Consider the following 21889-nt stretch of genomic DNA (forward strand, 5'->3'; position numbering starts at 1 on the left):
CTGACGCACCGAACGCCACATTGGGTGCATCTGACGCACCGAACGCCACATTGGGGCGCTTGGGTCAGGAGCCGACGTACTCCGCGAGGTGCTTCCCCGTCAGCGTCTTCTTCCGCGCCTTCACCAGCTGCGCCGGCGTTCCCTCGAACACGACCTTCCCGCCGTCGTGACCCGCTCCGGGGCCGAGGTCGATCAGCCAGTCCGCGTGGGCCATCACCGCCTGGTGGTGCTCGATGACGATCACCGACTTGCCCGCGTCCACCAGCCGGTCCAGCAGGCCCAGCAGTTGCTCGACGTCCGCCAGGTGCAGGCCCGCCGTCGGCTCGTCGAGGATGTACACCCCGCCCTGCTCCGCCATGTGCGTCGCCAGCTTGATGCGCTGGCGCTCGCCGCCGGACAGCGTCGTCAGGGGCTGGCCCAGCGTCAGGTAGCCGAGGCCGACGTCGGACAGGTGCGTCAGGATCTTGTGCGCCGCCGGCAGGGCGGCGTCGCCGGACGCGAAGAACTCGTGAGCCGACGCCACCGACATGCCGAGGACCTCGCTGATGTCGCGGCCGCCGAAGGTGTACTCCAGCACATCGGCGTTGAACCGCTTGCCCTCGCACACCTCGCAGGGCGTCGCCGTGCTCGCCATGATCCCCAGGTCCGTGTAGACCACGCCCGCGCCGTTGCAGTTCGGGCACGCGCCTTCGGAATTCGCGCTGAACAACGCCGGCTTGACGCCGTTGGCCTTGGCGAACGCCTTACGGATCGGCTCCAGCAGGCCGGTGTACGTCGCCGGGTTGCTCCGGCGCGAGCCGCGGATGCCCGTCTGGTCGACCGTTACCACGCCTTCGCCGCCGGACACCGAGCCGTGGATCAGCGAGCTCTTGCCCGAGCCCGCCACCCCGGTCACCACCACCAGCACGCCGAGCGGGATGTCGACGTCGACGTCCTGCAGGTTGTGCGTCGACGCCCCGCGCACCTCCAGGACACCCGACGGCGAACGCACCGACGACTTCAGCGACGCGCGGTCGTCCAGGTGCCGCCCGGTCAGCGTGCCGCTCTTGCGCAGACCGTCCACAGTGCCTTCGAAGACGATCTCGCCGCCGTCGGTGCCGGCGCGCGGGCCGAGGTCGACGACGTGGTCGGCGATGGCGATCGCCTCCGGCTTGTGCTCGACGACCAGCACCGTGTTGCCCTTGTCGCGCAGCTGCAGCAGCAGGTCGTTCATGCGCCGGATGTCGTGCGGGTGCAGGCCGATCGTCGGCTCGTCGAAGACGTAGGTGACGTCGGTCAGCGACGACCCGAGGTGGCGGATCATCTTGGTGCGCTGGGCTTCCCCGCCCGACAGCGTCCCGGATGGACGGTCCAGCGAGAGGTAGCCGAGGCCGATCTCGACGAACGAGTCGAGCGTGTGCTTCAGCGCGTCCAGCAGCGGCGCCACCGACGGCTCGGACAGCTTCGCGACCCACGCGGCGAGATCGCTGATCTGCATCGCGCACACGTCGGCGATGCTGAGCCCGTCGATCTTCGACGAGCGCGCCTCGGCCGAAAGCCGGGTGCCGTCGCAGTCCGGGCAGGTCTGGAACGTCACGGCTCGCTCGACGAACGCGCGGATGTGCGGCTGCATCGCGTCGACGTCCTTGGACAGGAAGGACTTCTGGATCGCCGGCACCAGCCCCGAGTAGGTCAGGTTGATGCCCTCGACCTTGATCTTCGTCGGTTCCTTGTACACCAGGTCGTTGAACTGCTTCTTGGTGTACTTCTTGATCGGCTTGTCCGGGTCGAAGAAGCCGGAGCCGCGGAAGATGCGGCCGTACCAGCCTTCCATGCTGTAGCCCGGGATGGTGATCGCGCCCTCGTTGAGCGACTTGTTCTCGTCGAACAGCGCGGTCAGGTCGATGTCGTTGACCTTGCCGCGGCCCTCGCAGCGCGGGCACATGCCGCCGGTGATGCTGAAGCTGCGCCGCTCCTTGATCTGCCGGCCGCCCTTTTCGATGGTGACCGCGCCGGCGCCGCTGATCGAAGCGACGTTGAACGAAAACGCCTGCGGCGAACCGATGTGCGGCGTCCCGAGCCGGCTGAAGAGGATGCGCAGCATCGCGTTCGCGTCGGTGGCGGTGCCGACGGTGGAGTGCGGGTTGGCGCCCATCCGCTCCTGGTCGACGATGATCGCGGTGGTGATCCCGTCGAGCACGTCGACGTCGGGTCTGGCCAGCGTCGGCATGAACCCCTGCACGAAGGTGCTGTAGGTCTCGTTGATCAGCCGCTGCGACTCGGCGGCGATCGTGCTGAACACCAGGGAGCTCTTGCCGGAGCCGGAGACCCCGGTGAACACCGTCAGCCGCCGCTTGGGCAGCTCGACGCTGACGTCCTTGAGGTTGTTCACGCGCGCGCCGTGGACGCGGATCAGGTCGTGGGTGTCGGCCACGTGCGGTGCGTTCCTCGTGGGCTTGCTCATCGGGCTCTCCAGCGTTCGGGTCGGTCAGCGTGCTTGTTGGATGCGGACGAGGTTTCCGGCGGGGTCGCGGAAGGAGCAGTCGCGGATGCCCCAGGGCTGGTCGGTCGGCTCCTGGACGACCTCGGCGTCACCGGCCTGCACCCGCTCGAAGGTGCCGTCCAGGTCGTCGGTGGCCAGGTTGACCGCGGCGAAGCTGCCCTTGGCCATCAGGTCCGTGATGGTCCGGCGTTCGTCGTCGGTCAGGTCCGCGTAGGCGGCGCCCGCCGGCTGCAGCACGAGCGAGGTGTCGGGCTGACCGGGCGGGCCGATCGTGAGCCAGTGCTGGCCGCCGTAGCCGACGTCGTTGCGCACTTCGAACCCGAGGGTGTCGCGGTAAAAGGCCAGCGAAGCTTCGTGGTCGTGGTGGGGGAGGAAGGTCTGGTGAATGGTGAGGTTCATGGGAATCACGCTACTTTCGGGCGTGCTGCCCGGGCTTCTCGATTCCTGATCGCTTCGGCGGCCCGCCGGTAATCGTGCGGGGAAAGGCCGTAGGCGTCCTGGAAACGGCGGACGAACAATGCCACGGGCAGGCCCGCGATGTGCGCGAGGGCATCGAGGTCGAGTGGCCGCGCGAATTCGGTGTCGATGCGGTCGCGGACGCGGCGCAACAGCGTCAGTTCACGCAGGTGGTTTTCGGCGGCGGCTTTCAGGCCGAGGCACATGTCGGGTTCCCTTCGTGGACGCGCCCGAGCACTGCCCGGGCCGCGATCGGGAGCAGCAGGAGGGTCAGCACGCCGGAGAGCACGAGCCCGCCCGTGCTGCCGGTCAGTCCGATCAGGGGCCCGCCCAGGGCGAGCCCGAGCGGGGCGGCCACCGTCGCGCCGGTCGTCCAGAGCGTGACGACCTGCTGCTGTTCTGCGGGGGCGAGCCCGGACTGCAGGAAGCTGTAGGCGACCGGCGTGAACGGCGCGTACACCAGGCCGCCGAGGGCGAAGACGAGCAGGGCCACGGTGAGGTCGCCGGTGCCGGCGAGCGCGATCGGGCACAGCGCCCACAGCCCGATGATCGCGACGAGCAGCGGCCGCTGCGGCAGGTTCCGCAGCCGGCTGACGAGCGCGGCGCCGGCGAACGCGCCGGCCCCGAGCGCACCCCACAGCGTCCCCAGACCGGACGCGCCGGCGTGCAGCGTCCCGCTCACGTACAGCGGGAGCGCCACTTCGACCGGCATGTACAGGAAGTTGAAGAAGAACTCGACCACCAGCAGCCGCGCGGCGACCGGGCGGCGGCGCAGGATCCGCCAGCCCGACTCGTGGGTGCCTTCGTCGCGCAGCGCGTCCCGGTCCCCGGCCTCGCGGGGGACGCAGGCCAGCAGGATCAACGCACCGGCGGCGTCGACGAAGAGCGCGTATCCGGCACCGGTGGTGGCCACGAGGATCCCGCCGAGCACCGGCCCGGCGATGTAGAGCGCGAACGTCGTGTTCAGGCCGAGCAGGCCGTTGACCGAGAACCGGCCGGCCTCGCCCGCGGCCGACGTCGCCAGCAGTCGGCGGCTGCTCGACCCGGCCAGCCGGAAGGTGGCGCCGAAGAGCAGGCCGGCGGCCAGCACCGGCAGGGTGAGCCGTCCGGTGACGGCCAGGACGCCGAGGACGGCGAAGGTGGCCGACCGCAGCACGCAGTCGGCGACGAGCAGCGTGCGCGGCCGGAGGCGGACCCGGCCGAGGCCGATGGCCAGGGCCAGCACGGTGGACAGGACGAACGGCGCGGCCTCCACGACCCCGATGGCGATGGCTTTCGGGACGTCGCCGTGCAGCGAGAGCGTCTGCACGGGCATGGCCACCAGGAGCATGCCGGTGCCGATGTTGGCGAGCAGGTCGCCCAGCAGGAGCCCGGCGATCCGCCGGTCGCGCAGTACCTCGCGGTAGCCGGGCGCCGTCGTGGTCAGCGCAGTTCCTGGATGCGCAGGAGGTTGCCGGCCGGGTCGCGGAAGGAGCAGTCGCGGATGCCGTAGGGCTGGTCGACCGGCTCCTGGACGACCTCGGCGCCGCCGGCCTCGAGCTTGGCGAAGAGCGCGTCGAGGTCCTTGGTGGCGAGGTTGGCGCCGGCGTAGGTGCCCTTGGCCATCATCTCGTTGATCATGCGGCGTTCGTCGTCGGTCAGGCCGGGCGTCGCGGCCACCGGCGTCAGGACGATCGCGGTGTCGGGCTGGTTCGGCGGGCCGACGGTGATCCACTGCATGTCGCCGTACTTGACGTTCTGGCGGACCTCGAAGCCGAGGAGGTCGCGGTAGAAGGCGAGCGAGGCTTCCGGGTCGGTGTGCGGGAGGAAGCTCGAGTGAATGGTGACGTCCATGGTCGTCACCCTAGGTGGCCGCCGACGGCCGCGCTTCTCGATTCCTGATCGGTCTGGTGACCTGTTTGGCGACGCACGGCGGCATCCCGACGGTGGCCTCGGCCTGCTCCTCGCGGTAGACGCTCGGAGGCATCCCGACCAGCTCGGCGAACCGGGTGCTGAAGGTCCCGAGCGACGAGAAGCCGACGGTGAAGCACACCTCCGTGACGCTCAGCTCGCCCTTCCGCAGTAGGGCCATCGCCCGTTCGATGCGGCGCGTCATGAGGTACGAATACGGTGACTCACCGTAGGCGCGCCGGAACTGCCGGCTGAGGTGCCCGGCCGACATGTTCACGCCCCGCGCCAGCGCCTCGACGTCGAGCGGCTGCGCGTACTCCCGGTCGATCCGGTCCCGGACGCGCCGCAGCAGCGCGAGGTCCCGCAGGTACTGGGCCGAGGAGCTGGTCACCCTTGGGATCCTGCCATATGAGACGAGCCGGGCGGACCGGTTTCAGGTCGTCCATCCAAGTACGCGTGTGGTCCGTTCGCGCGCGGCATCCGGCGTGCTCGAAGGCGGATCTCGCGTGATTGGAGGCGGATCTCGCGTGATTGGAGGCGGATCTCGCGTGATTGGGCGCGGATCTCGCGTGATCGAGGGGACGACATGCGTATCCCGATGGACGACCGGGTGGAGCCGTCCCGGGGGTTCCCGTGCCCCCGGGACGGCCGTGCACCGGTGCTGCACGACCGTGGCGTTCGTTCCGGCGGCATACCCGTCCGCCGGACCGGATCGTCACGGCCCGTGCGCCCCGGCGGAGTGACCCGCCGCGGCGCTCGACCCCGGGCCCCGCCCGGTGCGCCGGAAGAAGGCCACCCCGGGGGCGTCGGGTTCCCTCGGGATGGCCCTCTCCTGGCCCGCCGGGCGCTCGTGTCCTTCACCAACGCGAGGCGGGCAGGGGGACGTCTGGGGCCGGCCACCACACCACCCAGCCGCGGAGGGAGTGTGGTGGCCGGCAAGGGACGGTGGCCGCCGCGCGCAGCCCCGCCCCGGCTTCTCTACCTCCCCATCGGGATGGCCATGGTCGGCAATGCGGCGCCGGGCTGGGCGGCGAACGCCGTGGTCGGCGGGGCCGGCAGGGCCTGCGCGGGGAACGCCGTCGTCGGGATGTCGTTGGCGAACTCGCTCTCGAACTCGCGCTCGAAGGCCTGGTGGTCGAAGCCGCTGTCGAACTCCGGCGGCACGTCGGCGGCCAGCGCGGCGAGCGCCGGCTCGACCGTCGGGACCTCCGCCACCGGAGCAGCGGGCGCGGGCTCCGGCTCGGGCACGTAGTCGGGCGCGGGCAGCCGGCGGTCGAGCTCGGCCATCCAGTCCAGCATCGCCCGCGGCTTGTCCCAGCAGGAGATGCCGACGAGCTGCCCGTCGCGGACGAAGCCGGTGATGCCGTCCGCCAGCGACACCGTGTCCTCGGCCAGCGACGGCATCCCGCACATCTGCAGCCGCGTGTCGTACAGCGTCGACCAGGCGCGGGGGAGCGGGGTGAACGGGATGGCGCTGGAGTGGCCCATCAGCAGGTTGTCCGCCGCGTGCCGGGCCGACTCGACGGCGTTGATCCAGTGCTCGACCCGCCGCGGGGTCTCGTCGAAGCGCAGGTTCGGCCAACGCGCGATGTCCCCGGCGATGACGACGTCGGACGCGCCCTCGGCGAACAGCTTCGAGTCGCAGAGGACGCCGTCGCTGATGTCCAGGCCCGAGCCGCGCATCCAGTCCACCGACGGGACGCTGCCGATGGCGAGCACGACGACGCTGGCGACCAGCAGCTGGTTGTTCGTCAGGTGCAGCCCGACGGTGTCCTTCGTGCTGATCCAGTGCCGGACCTCGCTGCGCATCGCCAGGTTCGCGCGGTGCTCGTGGTGCGCCTCGACGATGCCGCTGGAGACGCGGTCGCCGAAGCGGTGCAGCGGCGCCTTCGCGTGCCCGATCAGGGTGACGTCCCGGCCGATGTGCCGCATGCTCGCGGCGAACTCGTTGCCGATCAGGCCGGCGCCGATCACGACGGCCGGCTTCTTGCTGGCGTTGAGGCAGCGCCGCACCGCCATCGAATCCTCGACCGTGCGCAGGATCCGCACCCGCGGGTCGTGCCGCGGCGCTCCGGGCAGGTGCCGCGGGTAGACGCCGGTCGCGGCGATCAGGCCGTCGTACCAGAGGGATTCGCCGCCGGGCAGGTGCACGACCCGCTCGGTGGTGTCCAGGTGCGTGACCCGCGCGCCGAGGCGCCAGTGGACGTCGAGGTCCGGCAGGTAGTGCGAAAGGCCCACGTCGCTGGGCCGTTCGGTCCCCATCACCAGCGCCTTGGACACCATCGGGCGGTGGTAGGGCCGCCGGGCCTCGTCGCCGATCAGGACGATCTCGCCGTCGAACTTCTGTTCCCGCAGGCGTTCCGCGGCACGCAGCCCGGCGACGCCCGCACCGACGATGACGATCCGGTCGCCGTCAGCCATCGAGGTCCCCTCTCATCACGACCGCCTGCATCGGGCAGCAGCGGGCGGCCATCTTCGCCTGTTCCATGGTGGTTTCGTCCAGCAGCCGCGTGTGGAAGCGCAGGCGGCCGTCCTGGCCGAGGTCGAACACGTCCGGCGCCTCCATGGCGCAGATGCCGTAGAGCTCGCACCGGTCGTTGTCGACGCTGATCCGGGGCCCGTTGCCGGGCAGACGGAAGGGCATGTCAGGCCACCTGCTCTTCCACGAGGCCGATCCGCTCGAGCGTCCGGGCCGGCATGAACCGCAGCATCGACACCGTCACGGCCGGCACGAGCAGCGTGATGCCGCCCAGCCAGGTCACCGAGAGGTGGCCGTTGGCGATGGCGCCGAACCAGGAGTGGATCGCGATGAGCCCGACCGCCGGGTAGGCGCAGCGGTGCAGCCACAGCCAGCGCCGGTAGGACGTGAAGCGCTGCAGGCCCGCCGTCAGGAAGATGGCGAACATGACCTCGAAGCCGACGATGCCCGCGATGTGGCGCGCTTCCTGGCCGGAACCGAACGGGATGAACATGTAGCCGAAGCTGTACGGCTGGACCGTCAGGTAGGTGAAGCCCAGTGCGTGCACCGCGCCGAAGATGATCGTCGCGGTGGCCAGCACCATGTGCGTGCTGCGCAGGCCCTTCCGGCCGGTGACCGAGCGGATCCAGCCCGTCGCGGTGAGCACGCCCCAGGTCAGCGTCAGCATCGCCGCCCCGTAGGACGTCCGGGCGGCGAACGCGGCCAGGCCGCGGGCGGCCGGGTCGGTCTTCGGCTGGAACTGCTGGGTGAGGAAGATCGTCGCGTCGTGCCAGGTCTCAACCATGGCTACCCCCGGTTCTCGCGGTGGCGGGCCGGGACGACGCCCGGCCGCGGCCACGGTTGCTCTTGACCTGCCGCAGCACGTAGAACAGGCCACCGCCGAGCAGCAGGAACAGGGCTCCCACCACGGCGATCTGAGACGGGTCGAGGCCGAGCTGGATGCCGGTGGGCGCCGCCGTGGTGGAGACCGAGGGGGCGGGCAGCGCGGTGTAGTCGACCATCCCGGTGCTCTCGAGCATCGTCATGTGCCGCATCACGGCCTGGTTGCCGACGGTCGCGAAGGCCCGCACGTCGTCGTTGCGGGTACCGGCCCGCAGCTGCGCCAGGACGTTGAACACCGCGCCGTGCGCCGCGCGCAGCCGGTTGGCGAAGACGCGGTCGAACTCCGGGCCGGGGGAGGCGGCCATCTCTTCGGCGAGCCAGCCGCGCTGTTCGTCCGAAGGCTGGTCGGGGACCGGCGAGTTCAGCTTCTGCGAGAGGGCGCGGGTCGCCACGTCGAGGCGGCCGTGGTCCATCATGATCGCGAAGCCGACCTTCTGGACGATCGGGCTGCCCTTCTCCATCGCCATCATGCCCGACGGCATCTCCCACAGCCCGGCCTGGCGGACCTTGGTCAGCAGCACCGCGTCGGTGTCGGAGATCGCGGTGGTCTGGGCGAGGGAGGTCGAGCCCGGGGCCAGCAGCGCCAGCACCAGGGCCACGACGAAGAGGATCCGGACCAGCGGCCGGGAGCGCTCGAAGACCGACGAGGGTTCGTGGTCGAACCCGGCGAGCTCAGACGCCGAACGCATTTTGCCTCCACTCGTCCTGGGTGAGGGTGATCTTCTTGCCGTCCGGCGCGATCGGGTACCACGCCTGGTCGGCGCCCTGGCCGGAGGTGTCGGCCGGTTCCTGGTCGCCGGTGAAGTGGTACAGCGGCCAGCCGGCGAGGGTGAGCTGCTGGCTGCCGTCGTCGCGGGTGATCTGCCCGATCAGCGACTGGTCGACGTCGATGGGCGGCAGGTTGCCACCGGCCTTGACCGGGATCCACTTGGCCGCGCACGCGTCGGTGCAGTTCGACCGCGAGGGGTTGGGGGTGTCCCGGTCGTACCGGTAGATGGTGTACCCGGTCCCGTCGACGAGCAGGAGCCCGAGGTCGAACGTCTTCGCCGCCCTGATCTGGCTCTTCGCGGGGTTGTTCGGGTCGGCGGTGATGCCCTGCGGCATCGGCAGGACGACCTGCCCCTGCTGCATGCCGGGCATCTGCATCCCGGCGGCGCCGCCGGCCGCGTAACCGCCACCCGAGGTGGTGGCCGCGCCGGCGGTACAGGCGGTGAGCAAGGCGAGTGCGGTGAGGCACACGGCGGCGGGGACCACCGGGCGGGGAATGCGGATCACTGCTCCTCCGTGGGGCATGACTACGCGCTGTTGCCGGTAGTGCAACGGAAAAGGGCGCGAAAGATCCACAGTGGACATTCGGTCCGGAGTGGATGCGGAGCGTTGCGGGGGACAACGCCTGGTCGGGGTCTTCGGTAGGGGATACGGACACGGTCCGGAAACGGTTCAAAAAAGTTTTGCCCCCGGTTTGCGGGCCCGAAGTACTGGACGTAGGCCGTCCGGCCCACCAGGATGTCCCGCGTGGGACGGCACACCCGAGCGCTCAGATCGATCGGAGATCAGGAGGCCGTCGTCGAGTCCGGCGACGGTTCCGACGATCTGGCGAAGGCGCTCTACCAGGAGTTCGGCGGGTCCCTCATGGCGTTCGCCCTGCGGCTGACCGGCCACGACCGGCAGTGGGCCGAGGACGTCGTGCAGGAGACCTTGATCAAGGCGTGGCGGAACGCCGACAAGCTCGACCGCCAGCCCGAGATGCTGCGTGCCTGGTTGTTCACGGTGGCCCGGCGGATCGTCATCGACGGCTGGCGCAGCCGCAGTGTCCGGCCCCAGGAGCTCGAGGAGATCGAATCCGACGCGATCGCGGTGTCCGACGAATCGGACCGGACGCTCGCCGCGATGATCGTCTACGAGGCGCTGCAGGGTCTTTCGCCCGAGCAGCGGGAGGCCATCCAGCAGACCTACCTGCGCGATCGGACCGTGAACGAGGTCGCGGCGACCCTCGGCGTGCCCCCGGGCACCGTGAAGTCCCGCATCCACCACGCCGTCCGCGCGCTGCGCCGGGCCTTGCGCGAGCGGGGGTGAACTGAGCGTGGCCGGATCACCGCACACCGACGTCGCCGCCTACGTGCTCGGCGTCCTCAGCGAGGCCGAGAACACCCAGTTCGAAGCCCACCTGATGAACTGCCCGCACTGCCAGCTCGACCTGATCGAGCTCTACCAGCTGCCGGACGTCCTCGACCTGGTGAAGCGCAGCTGGCCGGAGCCCCCGATGCCCGCGCCGAGCCCACGCACCCTGTCGCCGGGCCCCCGCGTGCTGCGCGGCCTGATGGAAGAGGCCGCCGTCAAGCGCCGCCGCCGTCGCCGGATCGGCATCCTGGCCGGTGCCGCGGCCGCGGCCGCCGTGATCGCCGGTCCGCTGGTGACCCTCGCGGTCCGGCCGGCCGACGCCGTCCCGCCCGCTTCCCTCGCCGCTCCGAGCAACAAGCAGCCCCCGCCGGCGACGAGCGTCCCGGCGACGTCCACCGCCCCGCCCGGGGGCGCCGAGGGCCAGCCCGGCGGCGGCCAGACCTACGGCCGCGGCAGTGGCGGGTCCGCGGTCAGTGCCTTGGTCACCGTTTCGCCGGTGGAGTGGGGCAGCCGCGTCGAGCTCGAGCTGCGCGGCATCGTCGGGCCGGTGAAGTGCCAGCTGGTCGCCGTCCCGGCCACCGGGACCGAGCGCGTCGTCTCGAGCTGGTCGGTGCCGCCCAAGGGGTTCGGCATCCCCGGCTCGCCCGAACCGCTGCGGTTGCAGGGTTCGGTCTCCCTGGCGATGGACCAGATCAGCCGGTTCGAGGTGCGCGGCGAAGACGGCACCGTCCTCGTCGTCGTCCAGCGCTGAATCTCTTTCTTTTCGGTGAAACCCCATGACCTGGGTGAATGCTGCCCGGTTGCGTTCTCGTAGATAACGAAAAGATAACGGACCGGTCGCTTTTGAACCTCACGGCGCCGAGGTCCGTATCCCCCAATGCATCCCCCGATGCATCCCGACAGCCGGAACCGCAAGCATCCCCACCCGGGTTCCGTGCGATCTCGAGCTCAATCAACGGTAGTTCTTGCCCGGGCTGCCGCGCTCACCGGCGCGCGCCCGGAAAAACGAACGAGGTGAACTAGTCTATGGCCCGGAATTCTCGGTCCCCCGTGACGGGCAAGCACCGCGTTGCCCGCCGAACCAAGATCGCGATGGGTGCGATCGGCTTGGCGATCGCCGTCGGCGCACTCGCCGTCGCGGTCAGCACGGGCCGCACGGGCGAAGCCAGCGCGGACCCGGCGGACCCGTCGTTCTTCATCGACATCAACAAGGTTCCCGCCGGCAGCAACGTGAACGCGGCCTTGAAGCAGAAGGGTGCCAAGGGTTCCTTCACCGTCGACTGTGGAACGAACGCGGACGGGTCGCACCACAACCCGGACAACTTCATCGCGCAGCCCGGGATCAAGAACGGCGCCCAGCACCTGCACGACTACGTCGGCAACGTGACGACGGACGCCGATTCGAGCCTGAAGAGCCTGCTCGCCGGCGACACCACCTGCAAGAACGGTGACCAGTCGGCGTACTTCTGGCCGGTCATCCGCGTCGACCGCGAAGACGAAGCGACCAACAAGGGCAAGAACGAGAAGGCCAAGCAACAGCAGCAGGGCAAGACGGGCGACGTCCAGCAGGACAAGAGCGGGCAGGACGCCAAGGACGCGCAGGACCAGAACCAGCGCGAGCGCCGCGGTCAGGGCGGTGGGCGGACCGGGCTGAGCGCCCAGCAGCAGGGTGACCAGAACGACGGTCAGCAGCAGGACCGGCAGCAGCGTCGTCAGCAGAACGACCAGCAGCAGAACGACCAGCAGCAGGACCAGAACAACGACCAGCAGGACCGGAACGGCCAGCAGCAGAACAAGAACCAGCAGAACCAGAACCAGAACCAGAACCAGCAGGACCAGAACAAGGACCAGAACAAGGACCAGGGGCAGCAGCAGGAGGAGCTCGGCGGTCCGCAGGGCGCGAACGAAGAGGTCGGCGACAACGACGGCGAGATCATCGAGCCGGAGTCCGCGACGCTGAAGTTCATCGGCGGGGGCGCGCAGAACGTCGTCGCGATGCCGCTCGGCCTGAAGATCCTCTACGGTGACGCCAAGCAGAGCACCAACGGCCCGAAGAACGCCCGGCCCAGCTGGACGTGCACCGGGTTCGAGGACCGGCTGACCGACAAGTACCCGATCTGCCCGCAGGGCAGCAAGGTCGAGCGGATCCACGCCTTCCCGAACTGCTGGGACGGCAAGAACACCGACAGCGCGGACCACCGCAGCCACATCGTGTTCGCCGACCAGCAGGGCAAGTGCCCGCAGGGCTTCAAGAACGTGCCCCAGCTGCAGGTGACCCTGGTGTACGACGTGCCGCAGGACGTCCAGCAGAACAAGCAGTACAAAGTGGACGCTTTCGCGCAGGAAGAGCACAACCCGCGGTCCGACCACGACGACTTCGCGAACGTGATGAGCAAGCAGATCATGGGCCGCCTGGTCAACTGCATCAACTCCGGCAAGGTCTGCGCCGAATAACACCCTTCTGGAGAGGGAAGGAGAACTTTCGATGAACCGTGCTCGCCCGGCTGTTGCCGCACCGATCGCCGTCGCCGGACTCGCGCTGGTCGCGGCCTGCGGGACCAACCCGTACGCCACGTCCGGAGCCGTCCAGCCGGTGGTGCTCGGGGCCCAGCAGCAGCCGGCGAGCGCGGTCCCGGCCGGCGCCGCGGCCCAGCTGATATCGTCCACTGTGGATGGTCTGGGCACGGTGCTGGCCGACGCCGAAGGGCACACGCTCTACCGGTACGCGAAGGACTCGGCCGGCCCGTCCCGGGCGACCTGCGCGGGGCAGTGCGCGACGACGTGGCCGCCGCTGATCTCCGAAACCCCGGCGGTGGCCGCCGGGCTCGACGCCAAGCTGGTCGGTCAGGTCACCCGGCCGGACGGCCGCAAGCAGGTGACGGTCGACGGCTGGCCGGTCTACCGGTTCGCGAAGGATACCGGCCCGGGCATCGCGCTCGGCCGTCAGGTCAGCGCGGACTGGGCCCCGATCACCCCGGCGGGCCGCAAGGCCGACCCGGCGACCCTCGAGACGGGTGAGGTCGACGGCCTCGGCCGGGTCCTCACGGACGCGGACGGCCGGACGCTGTACCTGTTCACCAAGGACGGCAAGGATTCCGGAAAGTCCACTTGCGACGCGGCCTGCGTCGCGAAGTGGCCGCCGGTCGTGGTGGACGGCCCCATCACGGTCGCGGGCGGCATCGACTCCGGTTTGGTCGGCCGAATCCGCCGAGAGGACGGCACCACACAGCTGACGGTAGGAGGCTGGCCGGCGTACACCCACGCATCGGACGACGGGCCGGGAGCAGCAACCGGCCACGGCGCGGGCGGCACGTGGTACGCATTGGAGCCCAACGGCTGCCGCGCCGACCCGGCCCGGAGGCCGGCGGTGCAGCAGGCGGTCGCAGCCTCACCCAGCGGGTACTGACCCGCTCCCCGATCCCCGGCCCGGTGGACGCTTCCCTCCACCTCACCCCCCCGGTTCGCCGGGCCGGTTGCACCACCCCGAAAAACCGCGGGAGGTCCCTCCCGCACCCGAGCCCCGGCCCGGTGGACACTTCCCTCCACCTCACCCCCCAGTCCACCGGGCCGGTTGTTCCACCCCGAAAGATCGCGGGAGATCCTTCCCGCACCCCGAGCCCCGGCCCGGTGGACGCTTCCCTCCACCTCACCCCCCAATGTCCGCCGGGCCGGGATACCTCACCACCGATCCGGTCAGCCGGATCAGCGAAGGAGGAAAAGGCGGGAGTCGCTCCCGCCCGCGAGTTCCGGCCCGGTGGACGCTTCCCTCCACCTCACCCCCCCGTCCACCGCGCCGGAACCCTTCCCACCCCGACCACGCGAGATCCCCCTCCAGTCACGCGAGATCCGCCTCTAATCACGCGAGACCCGGCTTCGATCACGCCAGACTCGTCCCTGAACACGCGACTCCCGTGGCCGAGCACGCGGCTTCCGTCGCAAGCCACGCGAAACCCGCCCCGAAGCTCCGGCCGGTGGCCGCCCCTCGGTCACCGAGCCGGCCCAGCCAGGCCGCCGGGGGCCGACCGGCCCGCGGAGCCTTGGCCCAATTCGCGGAGTTCGACCCAGCCCGGCCGGGCTGGCCCCGGCCGCGAACCGCGGCCCCACGAACCGCGGCCCCACGAGCCGCGGGCCCCGCGAACCGCGGCCCCACGAACCGCGGCCCCACGAACCGAGGCCCCACGAACCCCGGCCCCGGGGGATGCTTCCCTCCACCTCACCCCCCTCATCCCCCGGACCGGTTAACGCTGCGGTCCCCGTGCTCCGGCACGGGGACCGCGGCCCAGAAGTCCAGCGGCACCCGCCCCACCCCGCGCCCCGCCGGATCGAGCAAGCGCCCCATCAGTTTCACGCTTCGCAGCGTCACCGCCCGGTCCGCGATCTCCAGCCACGGCAGCTTCGCCGCCAGGCGAGCCTCAACCGCTACGACGTCGTGCGACGATGGCAGCCACAGCACCAGCATCAGGTTCGCCGCCCCCGTCAACGCCGCGCACATGCGGACCTCCGGCACCATCGCCAGCGAACGGGCCGTCGTCTCCAGCTTGTCCGGCGGCACCCTCAGCCACAGCGTCACCGTGACCGGCGCCGGTGACACCGAGCGCGCGATCTCGCACCTCACCCGGATCGCGCCGCGGCCGAGCAAGCCCTCCAGACGTCGGCGCACCGTCGTCGCCCCGACGCCCAGTACGCCCGCCAGCGCCGCCGCCGAGGCTCGGGGGTCCGCTCCCAGCGCCAAGATCAGCGCCCGGTCCGCCGCGTCGAAACGCAGCGGGGCGCGCTGGCGAGCCGGCTTCGGCGACAGCGCCTCGCGCTGACCCGGCGAGATCGCCCGGACGCGCCAGCGGCTGCCCTCGGTGAACATGCGCGGGGACAACGTCGTCCGCAGCCGCGTCACGCCGGGGACTGCCAACGTCGCCACGTGCGCCCCCAGCTCCCGCAACGACGGCGTCACCACGTGGACGAGCAGGTCGCACGGCCCCGCCACGTGCTCCACCGTGGCCACGTGGACGTCCGAGGCCAGCGCTTCGGCGACGTCCGGCGCCGCCCCGGGCTCGCAGTCGATCGCCACGAAAGCCAGCACCAGCTGCGAAATCAGCTCCCCGCCGGCGTACGCGGTGAGCCAGGCGTCGCCGCGCTCCACCAGTGCGTCCCACCGGCGGGCCACGGTCACCGCGCCGAGTCCCAGCGCGTCGCCGAGGGTCGACCACGACGCCCGCGGCGCGGCCTGGAGCGCGTCGGCCAGTTTGAGGTCCTGCTCGGCCAGCATGGCGGATTCTTCGCTCATCAGCCCTCGGAACGGTGGTTTCGGCCATTTTCCCCGGCCATTGTGCTCGACTCTCGCATGATCGGCGGATGACCCTGCGCTTCGATGCCGCCGCCATGCTCGACGACCTGCAGGTCCTGCGCCGCGAGCTGCACCGCGTCCCCGAGATCGGCCTCCACCTCCCGCGCACCCAGGAACGGGTCCTCGCCGCCCTCGACGGCCTGCCGCTCGAAATCACGCTCGGCAAGAACCTGTCGTCGATCACCGCGGTCCTGCGCGGGGGCAACCCGGGCGGCACCGTCCTCCTGCGCGGCGACATGGACGCGCTCCCGGTCACCGAAGCCAGCGGCGAGGAGTTCAGCTCGACCCTCGACGGCGCCATGCACGCCTGCGGCCACGACCTCCACACCGCCGGTCTGGTCGGCGCGGCCCGCCTGCTCGCCGCCCGCAAGGACGACCTCCCCGGCGACGTCGTCTTCATGTTCCAGCCCGGCGAAGAGGGCTGGGACGGCGCCGGTCACATGATCGACGAAGGCGTCCTGACGGCGTCCGGCAAGCACGTCGACGCCGCGTACGGCCTGCACGTCTCGGCTGCCAGCTACGCGAAGGGCCACTTCGTCGCCCGCCCCGGCACGCTGATGGCGGCGTCGGGCGCGCTCGAAGTCCGGGTGAAGGGCGACGGCGGCCACGGCTCGTCGCCGCACGACGCCCGCGACCCGATCCCGGCCGCCTGCGAGATGGTGACCGCCCTGCAGACGATGGTCACCCGCACCTTCGACGTCTTCGACCCGGTCGTCATCACCGTCGGCTCGTTCCACGCCGGCACCCGGCGCAACATCATCCCGGACGACGCCGTGTTCGAAGCGACACTCCGGTCGTTCTCCCCGGAGGTCGCCGCGAAGGTGGGGGAGCGCGCGGTGCAGGTCTGCCGCGGCATCGCCCAGGCACACGGCCTCGACATCGACGTCACCTACGAACCGGAGTACCCCGCGACGGTCAACGACGCCGCCGCCTACGCCTTCGTCGCCGACACGATCCGCGACGTCTTCGGTGAGGAGCGCTTCACCGAGATGGCCGATCCGATCACCGGTTCGGAGGACTTCTCCCGGGTCCTGGAACGGGTTCCGGGCGCGTACCTCTTCCTCGGCGCCTGCCCCACGGACCCCGCGACCGCCCCGGACAACCATTCGCCGCGCGCCCGGTTCGACGACCAGGTGCTCGGCGACGGCGCCGCGCTGCTGGCCGAACTCGCCGTCCGTCGCCTCGGGCTCCTGGCGGGGTGACGCGCGTGCGTAGCTACCATCGGCCCCGCGCGGGTGTCCACAGTGGAGCGAAAGACCGCGGCCGCCGTCAGTTCCGGGGCAACCACGGCACGGTTGTGGTCGCGAGTACTCTTGCCCTCGTGGAGGCGGCGTGACGCGGACGGTGTTCACCGGCGGCTCGGTCTTCGACGGCACCGGCGCGGACCCGGCTCCGGCCGACGTCGTCGTCGAGCACGGCCGGATCGTCGACGTCGGGACCGACCTCGACGGCGACGAGGGCGTCGACTGCACCGGTACGGTGCTGCTGCCGGGGCTCTTCGACTGCCACGTGCACGTCACGATCTCCGACATCGGGCTGCTGTCGCGGGTGCAGAAGCCGTTCTCCTACCAGTTCTACGAAGCCGCGCGGAACCTGTGGGCCACGCTGGGCCTGGGCATCACGACGGTCCGCGACGCGGCGGGCGCGGACCTCGGCATCAAGCAGGCGGTGGACGACGGCCTGATCCCGGGCCCGCGGCTGCAGATCTCCATCGGCCTGATCAGCCCGACGGGCGGCCACGGCGACGCGTGGCACCCGTCGGGGCTGTGCGTCCCGCTGATGGTCCCGCACCCGGGCCGTCCGGACACGACGGTCGACGGGCCCGACGAGATGCGCCGGGTGGCCCGGACGCTGCTGCGCGCGGGCGCCGACGTGCTCAAGGTGTGCACGACCGGCGGCGTGCTGTCCCCGCGCGACGACCCGCGGCACGCCCAGTTCACCCCGGAGGAACTGGACGTCCTGGTCACGGAGGCGGCGATGCAGGGCCGTCCGGTGATGGCCCACGCCCAGGGCGCGGCGGGCATCAAGAACGCGGTCCGCGCGGGCGCGCGCTCGATCGAGCACGGCATCTACTTGGACGACGAAGCGATCGAGCTGATGCTGGGCCACGGAACCTGGCTGGTCCCGACGCTGATCGCCCCGGTCAACGTGGTCCGCGCGGCCGACGCGGGCGTCGACCTCCCGGCGCCGGTGGTGGCGAAGGCGCGCGAAGTGGTGGAGGCACACCGGGATTCGGTCCGCCGCGCGTATGCGGCGGGTGTCCGGATCGCGATGGGCACGGACAGCGGAGTCGGCCCGCACGGGACGAACCTCGAGGAACTGGCCCTGATGGCGGCGTGCGGCATGACGCCGGGGGACGTCCTGGAGGCAACGACGTCCTCGGCGGCGCGGCTGATGGGCCTGGACGGGGAACTGGGCCGGCTGGAGCCGGGCCTGCGGGCGGACGTCGTGGTGGTGGCGGGGAACCCGTACGACTTCCCGGCGCTGGCGTCGAACATCCGGGAGGTCTGGAAGGACGGCATCCGAGTCGTCTGACGCCGTGTCGTCCCTTCGGGCACGCGTGCCGCCCGTCAGGATTCCGGGTTCAGCAGGTCCTTCAACGCGGCCGCGAACTTCACCGGGTTTCGCTGCGGGGCCAGGTGGGAGCCCGGGGTCTCGACGAACGGCAACCCGAGCTCCAGAGCCAGGATCTTCGCCGGCTGGTAGTGGTACCGGCCCCGGCTGCCCTCTCCTGCTACCGGGAAGATCTCCGTGGTCGCCTTCCGCAGGGCCCTCAGGTCCGGCAGGTAGTCGAAGAACTCCGTCAGTTCGCGGTCGAACAACCGGATCCAGTCGGCTTCGTGCGGCAGGCGGAGGTTCGGCAGGTTGGGCAGCGCCGCGCCCGCGATGGCGTCCGCGAACCGGGTCACCGCCGCCATCAGTTCGCCCGAGCGGGCCAGGCGGACCTGCTCGGCCGCCGCTTCGAGCCAGCCGCCGGCGTCCGGCATCAGGTGGACCGCCGGGGGTTCGTGCGCCACCAGCGTTGTCACGCGGTCCGGGTGGCGGGCGACCAGGTCGAGGCCGATCAGGGCGCCCGCGCTCGAACCGAACACCTGGGCCGGGCCGTCGGCCGCGTGGTCGAGGACCGCCAAGGCGTCGTCCGCCTGCAGGGAAACCGGGACCGGGCCCGTGGTCGTGTCCGTGCTGCCGAAGTGGCCTCGGCGGTCGTAGGTGATCACGGTGTAGTCCGCGTACAGCTGCTTCGCCAGCGCGCGGTAGGCGTCGCCCGATCCGGTGCCGCCCGCGATCAGCAGCAGTGCCGGGCCCTCGCCGCCGCGGCGGACGAGGAGCTCGCCGTCCTCCACCGGGCAACGGCTTTCCGAGATCATGCCTCGAAGTGAAGCACAAGCCGTTCACCCGACGGCGTGGTGGTCGGGGGCCTAGAGCCGTTCGATGATCGACGCCGTCGCCAGTGCGCCGCCCGCGCACATCGTCACCAGCGCCGTCGCGGCGTCCCGGCGCTCCAGCTCGTGCAACGCCGTCGTCAGCAGCCGGGCGCCCGTGCTGCCCACCGGGTGGCCCAAGGCGATCGCGCCGCCGTTGACGTTGACCCGGGACGGGTCCGGCGAAACCACCTGCTGCCACGACAACGCGACCGACGCGAACGCTTCGTTGACCTCGAACAGGTCCACGTCACCCACCGTCATCCCGGCCCGGGCGAGCACGCGTTCCGTCGCGCGGATCGGGCCGTCCAGGTGGTAGTACGGCTCGGCGCCGACCAACGCCTGCGCGACGATCCGGGCCCGCGGACGCAGGCCGAGCGCCGCCGCGCGGTCCGCGTCCAGCAGGAGCAGAGCCGCCGCGCCGTCGGAGATCTGGGAGGACGTTCCCGCCGTGTGGACGCCGTCCTCGACCACCGGCTTGAGCCGGGCCAGGCCTTCGACCGTCGTCTCGCGCAGGCCCTGGTCGCGCGTGACGAGGTGGGTCTCGCCGGTCGGTGCGCCGTCGGCCGAGAGGACCGGGGCCTTCACCGGCACCACCTCGCGGTCGAAGTGGCCCGCCGCCCACGCGGCCGCCGCCTTCTGCTGGGACGCCGCCCCGAACCGGTCGACGTCCTCGCGCGTCAGCCCGCGGCGGACCGCGATCCGCTCGGCCGCGCCGTACTGGTTGGGCAGGTCGATCGACCACGACGACGGCCGTGGTGAGGCGCCGGCGCGGTTCGTGCCCAGCGGCACCCGGCTCATCGCCTCGACCCCGCACGCGACACCGGCGTCGATGGCGTCCGCCGCGATCAGCCCGGCGATCAGGTGGGTCGCCTGCTGCGCCGAGCCGCACTGGGCGTCGATCGTCGTCGCGCCCGTCGTCTCGGGCAGGCCCGCGTGCAGCCACGCGGTGCGCGTGACGTTGTTCGACTGCTCACCGGCCTGCGTGACGCAGCCGCCGATGAGCTGCTCGACGAGCGCCGGGTCGATCCCGGCGCGGTCCAGCAGGGCGAGCTGCGCGGCACCCAGCAGCTCGGCCGCGTGCAGGCCGGCCAGCAGCCCGTTCCGCTTGCCGATCGGGGTCCGCACGGCTTCGACGATGACCGGCACGCCCATGTCGTCCCTTTCGTCGGGAAACACTGTTCACTGACCCAAAAACTAGAACAAGTTATTGTTTTCTGCAAGTCTGCGCAGGCGCGGCCGCTTCTTGATCTTGCTGAAGTGAGCGCGCGCTCACCTGGCATCCCCGGTTGAGTAAACGGGTTTCACTTGCGGTCTTCCGTTGGTTAACGCCGTATGCTTCAATCCAACCTAGAACGTGTTCCAAGCCGAACCGTGGGAGGCAACGTGGCCGCTCCGCTCATCCCCGCCGGGTTCGACTTCACCGATCCGGATCTCTTGGCGGAGCGACTCCCCGTCGCCGAGTTCGCCGAGCTCCGGCGCACCGCCCCGGTGTGGTGGAACCCCCAGAAGCACAACACCGCCGGCTACCGCGACGACGGCTACTGGGTCGTCTCGCGCCACGCGGACGTCAAGGAGGTCTCGCGCGACAGCACGCTGTACTCGTCGCGGGAAAAGACCGCCATCATCCGCTTCGACGAGAACATGACCGAGGACAACCTCGAGGCGAACCGCCTGGTGCTGCTCAACCAGGACGCCCCGCAGCACACGAAGCTGCGGCGGATCGTGTCGAAGGGCTTCACCCCGCGATCCATCTCGAAGCTCGAGGACACCTTGCGCGAGCGCGCCGAGCGGATCGTGCACGAGGCGCGGAAGAAGGGGTCGGGCGACTTCGTCACCGACGTCGCGTGCGAGCTGCCGCTGCAGGCGATCGCCGAGCTGATCGGCATCCCGCAGGAGGACCGGCTCAAGATCTTCGACTGGTCGAACCAGATGGTCGCCTACGACGACCCCGAGTACGAGGTCGCGCCGCTGGAGGCGTCCGCCCAGCTCGTCGGGTACGCCTGGAACATGGCCGAGGAGCGGCGCAAGTGCCCGATGGACGACATCGCCACCAAGCTCATCCAGGCCGACGTCGACGGTGAATCGCTCGGCTCCGACGAGTTCGGGTTCTTCGTCATCCTGCTCGCCGTCGCCGGCAACGAGACGACGCGCAACGCCATCACCCACGGCATGAAGGCGTTCCTGGACCACCGGGACCAGTGGGAGCTGTTCAAGGAAGAGCGGCCCAAGACCGCGCCCGACGAGATCGTCCGCTGGGCCACCCCGATCGTCGCCTTCCAGCGCACCGCCACCCGCGACACCGAGCTCGGCGGTGCGCAGATCCGCAAGGGCGACCGGGTCGGGATGTTCTACAGCTCGGCCAACTTCGACCACGAGGTCTTCGACGACCCGGAGAAGTTCGACATCCTCCGCGAGGACAACCCGCACGTCGGCTTCGGCGGCACGGGATCGCACTACTGCATCGGCGCGAACCTGGCCCGGCTGGAGATCGACCTGATCTTCAACGCCATCGCCGACGTGATGCCGGAGATCGCCGAGGCGGCACCCCCGGTGCGGCTGCGGTCGAGCTGGATCAACGGCATCAAGCACTACCCGGTGAAATACGCCTGAGGAACCCGTCGACGCGGTCCCAGGTGAGCTCCGCCGCGGCCGCGTCGTACTCGGGGCCGCCGGCGTCGGTGTAGAAGTGGCCGATGCCCTGGTAGGTGTACACCCGGGCATCGGCACCCGACCGGGCCGCGGCTTCGCGCCAGGCGGCGACCTGCGCCGGTGGCGCGATCGGGTCGGGGTCGGCGACGTGGACCTGCACCGGC

The 21889-nt window shown here is 70.8% G+C and carries 22 protein-coding genes; 7 read left to right on the forward strand and 15 right to left on the reverse strand.

Features of this window, described 5'->3' with window-relative positions:
* Window positions 1–64: 64 nt before the first annotated feature.
* The 11 genes from ACWEVN_RS32240 to ACWEVN_RS32290 all read right to left on the reverse strand — a co-directional run bounded on the left by ACWEVN_RS32240 (window position 65) and on the right by ACWEVN_RS32290 (window position 9464).
* Complete coding sequence (locus ACWEVN_RS32240; RefSeq protein ID WP_452053795.1) at window positions 65–2443, reverse strand: ATP-binding cassette domain-containing protein; 2379 nt, start codon at window positions 2441–2443, stop codon at window positions 65–67.
* Between the two features lie 24 nt (window positions 2444–2467).
* Complete coding sequence (locus tag ACWEVN_RS32245) at window positions 2468–2881, reverse strand: VOC family protein (RefSeq protein ID WP_449683115.1); 414 nt, start codon at window positions 2879–2881, stop codon at window positions 2468–2470.
* A 5-nt stretch (window positions 2882–2886) separates the two neighbouring features.
* Window positions 2887–3144, reverse strand: coding sequence for an AraC family transcriptional regulator (locus ACWEVN_RS32250; protein WP_449683114.1), 258 nt, complete (start codon window positions 3142–3144; stop codon window positions 2887–2889).
* Entirely contained in the window at window positions 3129–4364 is a 1236-nt protein-coding gene (locus ACWEVN_RS32255) for an MFS transporter (RefSeq protein ID WP_452053804.1), read from the reverse strand. The genes ACWEVN_RS32250 and ACWEVN_RS32255 overlap by 16 nt, the downstream gene beginning before the upstream one ends.
* A complete protein-coding gene (locus ACWEVN_RS32260; protein ID WP_310974822.1) occupies window positions 4361–4771 on the reverse strand; it encodes a VOC family protein in 411 nt (136 codons plus the stop codon). The genes ACWEVN_RS32255 and ACWEVN_RS32260 overlap by 4 nt, the downstream gene beginning before the upstream one ends.
* 10 nt (window positions 4772–4781) lie before the next feature.
* Window positions 4782–5219 carry a helix-turn-helix transcriptional regulator gene (locus ACWEVN_RS32265; RefSeq protein ID WP_310974823.1) on the reverse strand — a complete coding sequence of 146 codons (438 nt, stop codon included), beginning with the start codon at window positions 5217–5219 and terminating at the stop codon, window positions 4782–4784.
* A 587-nt stretch (window positions 5220–5806) separates the two neighbouring features.
* Window positions 5807–7249, reverse strand: coding sequence for an NAD(P)/FAD-dependent oxidoreductase (locus tag ACWEVN_RS32270; protein ID WP_449683111.1), 1443 nt, complete (start codon window positions 7247–7249; stop codon window positions 5807–5809).
* A complete protein-coding gene (locus ACWEVN_RS32275; protein ID WP_310974825.1) occupies window positions 7242–7472 on the reverse strand; it encodes a ferredoxin in 231 nt (76 codons plus the stop codon). Before ACWEVN_RS32275 ends, ACWEVN_RS32270 begins: the two co-directional genes overlap by 8 nt.
* A gap of 1 nt (window position 7473) precedes the next feature.
* Window positions 7474–8091 carry a ferric reductase-like transmembrane domain-containing protein gene (locus ACWEVN_RS32280; protein WP_449683110.1) on the reverse strand — a complete coding sequence of 206 codons (618 nt, stop codon included), beginning with the start codon at window positions 8089–8091 and terminating at the stop codon, window positions 7474–7476.
* Entirely contained in the window at window positions 8084–8878 is a 795-nt protein-coding gene (locus ACWEVN_RS32285) for a DUF4142 domain-containing protein (RefSeq protein ID WP_452053796.1), read from the reverse strand. The genes ACWEVN_RS32280 and ACWEVN_RS32285 overlap by 8 nt, the downstream gene beginning before the upstream one ends.
* Window positions 8862–9464: a COG4315 family predicted lipoprotein gene (locus ACWEVN_RS32290; RefSeq protein ID WP_449683108.1), complete on the reverse strand. Its 603-nt coding sequence runs from the start codon at window positions 9462–9464 to the stop codon at window positions 8862–8864. Before ACWEVN_RS32290 ends, ACWEVN_RS32285 begins: the two co-directional genes overlap by 17 nt.
* 240 nt (window positions 9465–9704) lie before the next feature.
* Here ACWEVN_RS32290 and ACWEVN_RS32295 point away from each other — a divergent pair, with 240 nt between their 5' ends.
* From ACWEVN_RS32295 to ACWEVN_RS32310, 4 genes are all read left to right on the forward strand, one after another.
* Window positions 9705–10265: a sigma-70 family RNA polymerase sigma factor gene (locus ACWEVN_RS32295; RefSeq protein ID WP_086849750.1), complete on the forward strand. Its 561-nt coding sequence runs from the start codon at window positions 9705–9707 to the stop codon at window positions 10263–10265.
* A gap of 7 nt (window positions 10266–10272) precedes the next feature.
* Window positions 10273–11061, forward strand: a complete 789-nt coding sequence (locus tag ACWEVN_RS32300; RefSeq protein ID WP_310974829.1) for a zf-HC2 domain-containing protein — start codon at window positions 10273–10275, stop codon at window positions 11059–11061.
* Window positions 11062–11336: 275 nt separating this feature from the next.
* Window positions 11337–12764, forward strand: coding sequence for a DUF1996 domain-containing protein (locus tag ACWEVN_RS32305; RefSeq protein ID WP_452053797.1), 1428 nt, complete (start codon window positions 11337–11339; stop codon window positions 12762–12764).
* 31 nt (window positions 12765–12795) lie between these two features.
* Window positions 12796–13716 carry a hypothetical protein gene (locus ACWEVN_RS32310; RefSeq protein ID WP_452053798.1) on the forward strand — a complete coding sequence of 307 codons (921 nt, stop codon included), beginning with the start codon at window positions 12796–12798 and terminating at the stop codon, window positions 13714–13716.
* An 816-nt stretch (window positions 13717–14532) separates the two neighbouring features.
* Here the strand turns inward: ACWEVN_RS32310 and ACWEVN_RS32315 are convergent.
* Complete coding sequence (locus tag ACWEVN_RS32315; protein WP_452053799.1) at window positions 14533–15591, reverse strand: Lrp/AsnC family transcriptional regulator; 1059 nt, start codon at window positions 15589–15591, stop codon at window positions 14533–14535.
* A 68-nt stretch (window positions 15592–15659) separates the two neighbouring features.
* On the opposite strand from ACWEVN_RS32315, the gene ACWEVN_RS32320 reads away from it, so the two are divergent.
* Together ACWEVN_RS32320 and ACWEVN_RS32325 are read left to right on the forward strand one after the other, a co-directional pair.
* Window positions 15660–16853 carry a M20 metallopeptidase family protein gene (locus ACWEVN_RS32320; protein ID WP_452053800.1) on the forward strand — a complete coding sequence of 398 codons (1194 nt, stop codon included), beginning with the start codon at window positions 15660–15662 and terminating at the stop codon, window positions 16851–16853.
* 130 nt (window positions 16854–16983) lie between these two features.
* Entirely contained in the window at window positions 16984–18186 is a 1203-nt protein-coding gene (locus tag ACWEVN_RS32325; RefSeq protein WP_452053801.1) for an amidohydrolase family protein, read from the forward strand.
* A 35-nt stretch (window positions 18187–18221) separates the two neighbouring features.
* Here ACWEVN_RS32325 and ACWEVN_RS32330 read toward each other — a convergent pair whose 3' ends face one another.
* On the reverse strand, window positions 18222–19019 hold the full coding sequence (locus ACWEVN_RS32330; protein WP_449683102.1) for an alpha/beta fold hydrolase: 798 nt from the start codon (window positions 19017–19019) through the stop codon (window positions 18222–18224).
* A gap of 51 nt (window positions 19020–19070) precedes the next feature.
* Window positions 19071–20228 (reverse strand): steroid 3-ketoacyl-CoA thiolase, encoded by a 1158-nt coding sequence (locus ACWEVN_RS32335; RefSeq protein WP_452053802.1) that lies wholly within the window; start codon window positions 20226–20228, stop codon window positions 19071–19073.
* Between the two features lie 231 nt (window positions 20229–20459).
* Between ACWEVN_RS32335 and ACWEVN_RS32340 the strand changes: the two genes are divergently transcribed.
* Window positions 20460–21686, forward strand: a complete 1227-nt coding sequence (locus ACWEVN_RS32340) for a cytochrome P450 (RefSeq protein ID WP_449683100.1) — start codon at window positions 20460–20462, stop codon at window positions 21684–21686.
* Here ACWEVN_RS32340 and ACWEVN_RS32345 read toward each other — a convergent pair.
* Window positions 21658–21889 (reverse strand): dienelactone hydrolase family protein (locus ACWEVN_RS32345; protein WP_452053803.1); only part of this gene is annotated, 232 nt, incomplete at its 5' end. The genes ACWEVN_RS32340 and ACWEVN_RS32345 overlap by 29 nt on opposite strands.

The sequence above is a fragment of the Amycolatopsis sp. NPDC003861 genome (assembly GCF_053605405.1).

What these genes read in the sequence shown, in the direction of transcription:
- ACWEVN_RS32240 (WP_452053795.1), bottom strand. Translation starts at nt 2,443, where the DNA reads ATGAGCAAGCCCACGAGGAACGCACCGCACGTGGCCGACACCCACGAC.
- ACWEVN_RS32245 (WP_449683115.1), bottom strand. Translation starts at nt 2,881, where the DNA reads ATGAACCTCACCATTCACCAGACCTTCCTCCCCCACCACGACCACGAA.
- ACWEVN_RS32250 (WP_449683114.1), bottom strand. Translation starts at nt 3,144, where the DNA reads ATGTGCCTCGGCCTGAAAGCCGCCGCCGAAAACCACCTGCGTGAACTG.
- ACWEVN_RS32260 (WP_310974822.1), bottom strand. Translation starts at nt 4,771, where the DNA reads ATGGACGTCACCATTCACTCGAGCTTCCTCCCGCACACCGACCCGGAA.
- ACWEVN_RS32270 (WP_449683111.1), bottom strand. Translation starts at nt 7,249, where the DNA reads ATGGCTGACGGCGACCGGATCGTCATCGTCGGTGCGGGCGTCGCCGGG.
- ACWEVN_RS32275 (WP_310974825.1), bottom strand. Translation starts at nt 7,472, where the DNA reads ATGCCCTTCCGTCTGCCCGGCAACGGGCCCCGGATCAGCGTCGACAAC.
- ACWEVN_RS32280 (WP_449683110.1), bottom strand. Translation starts at nt 8,091, where the DNA reads ATGGTTGAGACCTGGCACGACGCGACGATCTTCCTCACCCAGCAGTTC.
- ACWEVN_RS32285 (WP_452053796.1), bottom strand. Translation starts at nt 8,878, where the DNA reads ATGCGTTCGGCGTCTGAGCTCGCCGGGTTCGACCACGAACCCTCGTCG.
- ACWEVN_RS32305 (WP_452053797.1), top strand. Translation starts at nt 11,337, where the DNA reads ATGGCCCGGAATTCTCGGTCCCCCGTGACGGGCAAGCACCGCGTTGCC.
- ACWEVN_RS32310 (WP_452053798.1), top strand. Translation starts at nt 12,796, where the DNA reads ATGAACCGTGCTCGCCCGGCTGTTGCCGCACCGATCGCCGTCGCCGGA.
- ACWEVN_RS32315 (WP_452053799.1), bottom strand. Translation starts at nt 15,591, where the DNA reads ATGAGCGAAGAATCCGCCATGCTGGCCGAGCAGGACCTCAAACTGGCC.
- ACWEVN_RS32320 (WP_452053800.1), top strand. Translation starts at nt 15,660, where the DNA reads ATGACCCTGCGCTTCGATGCCGCCGCCATGCTCGACGACCTGCAGGTC.
- ACWEVN_RS32330 (WP_449683102.1), bottom strand. Translation starts at nt 19,019, where the DNA reads ATGATCTCGGAAAGCCGTTGCCCGGTGGAGGACGGCGAGCTCCTCGTC.
- ACWEVN_RS32335 (WP_452053802.1), bottom strand. Translation starts at nt 20,228, where the DNA reads ATGGGCGTGCCGGTCATCGTCGAAGCCGTGCGGACCCCGATCGGCAAG.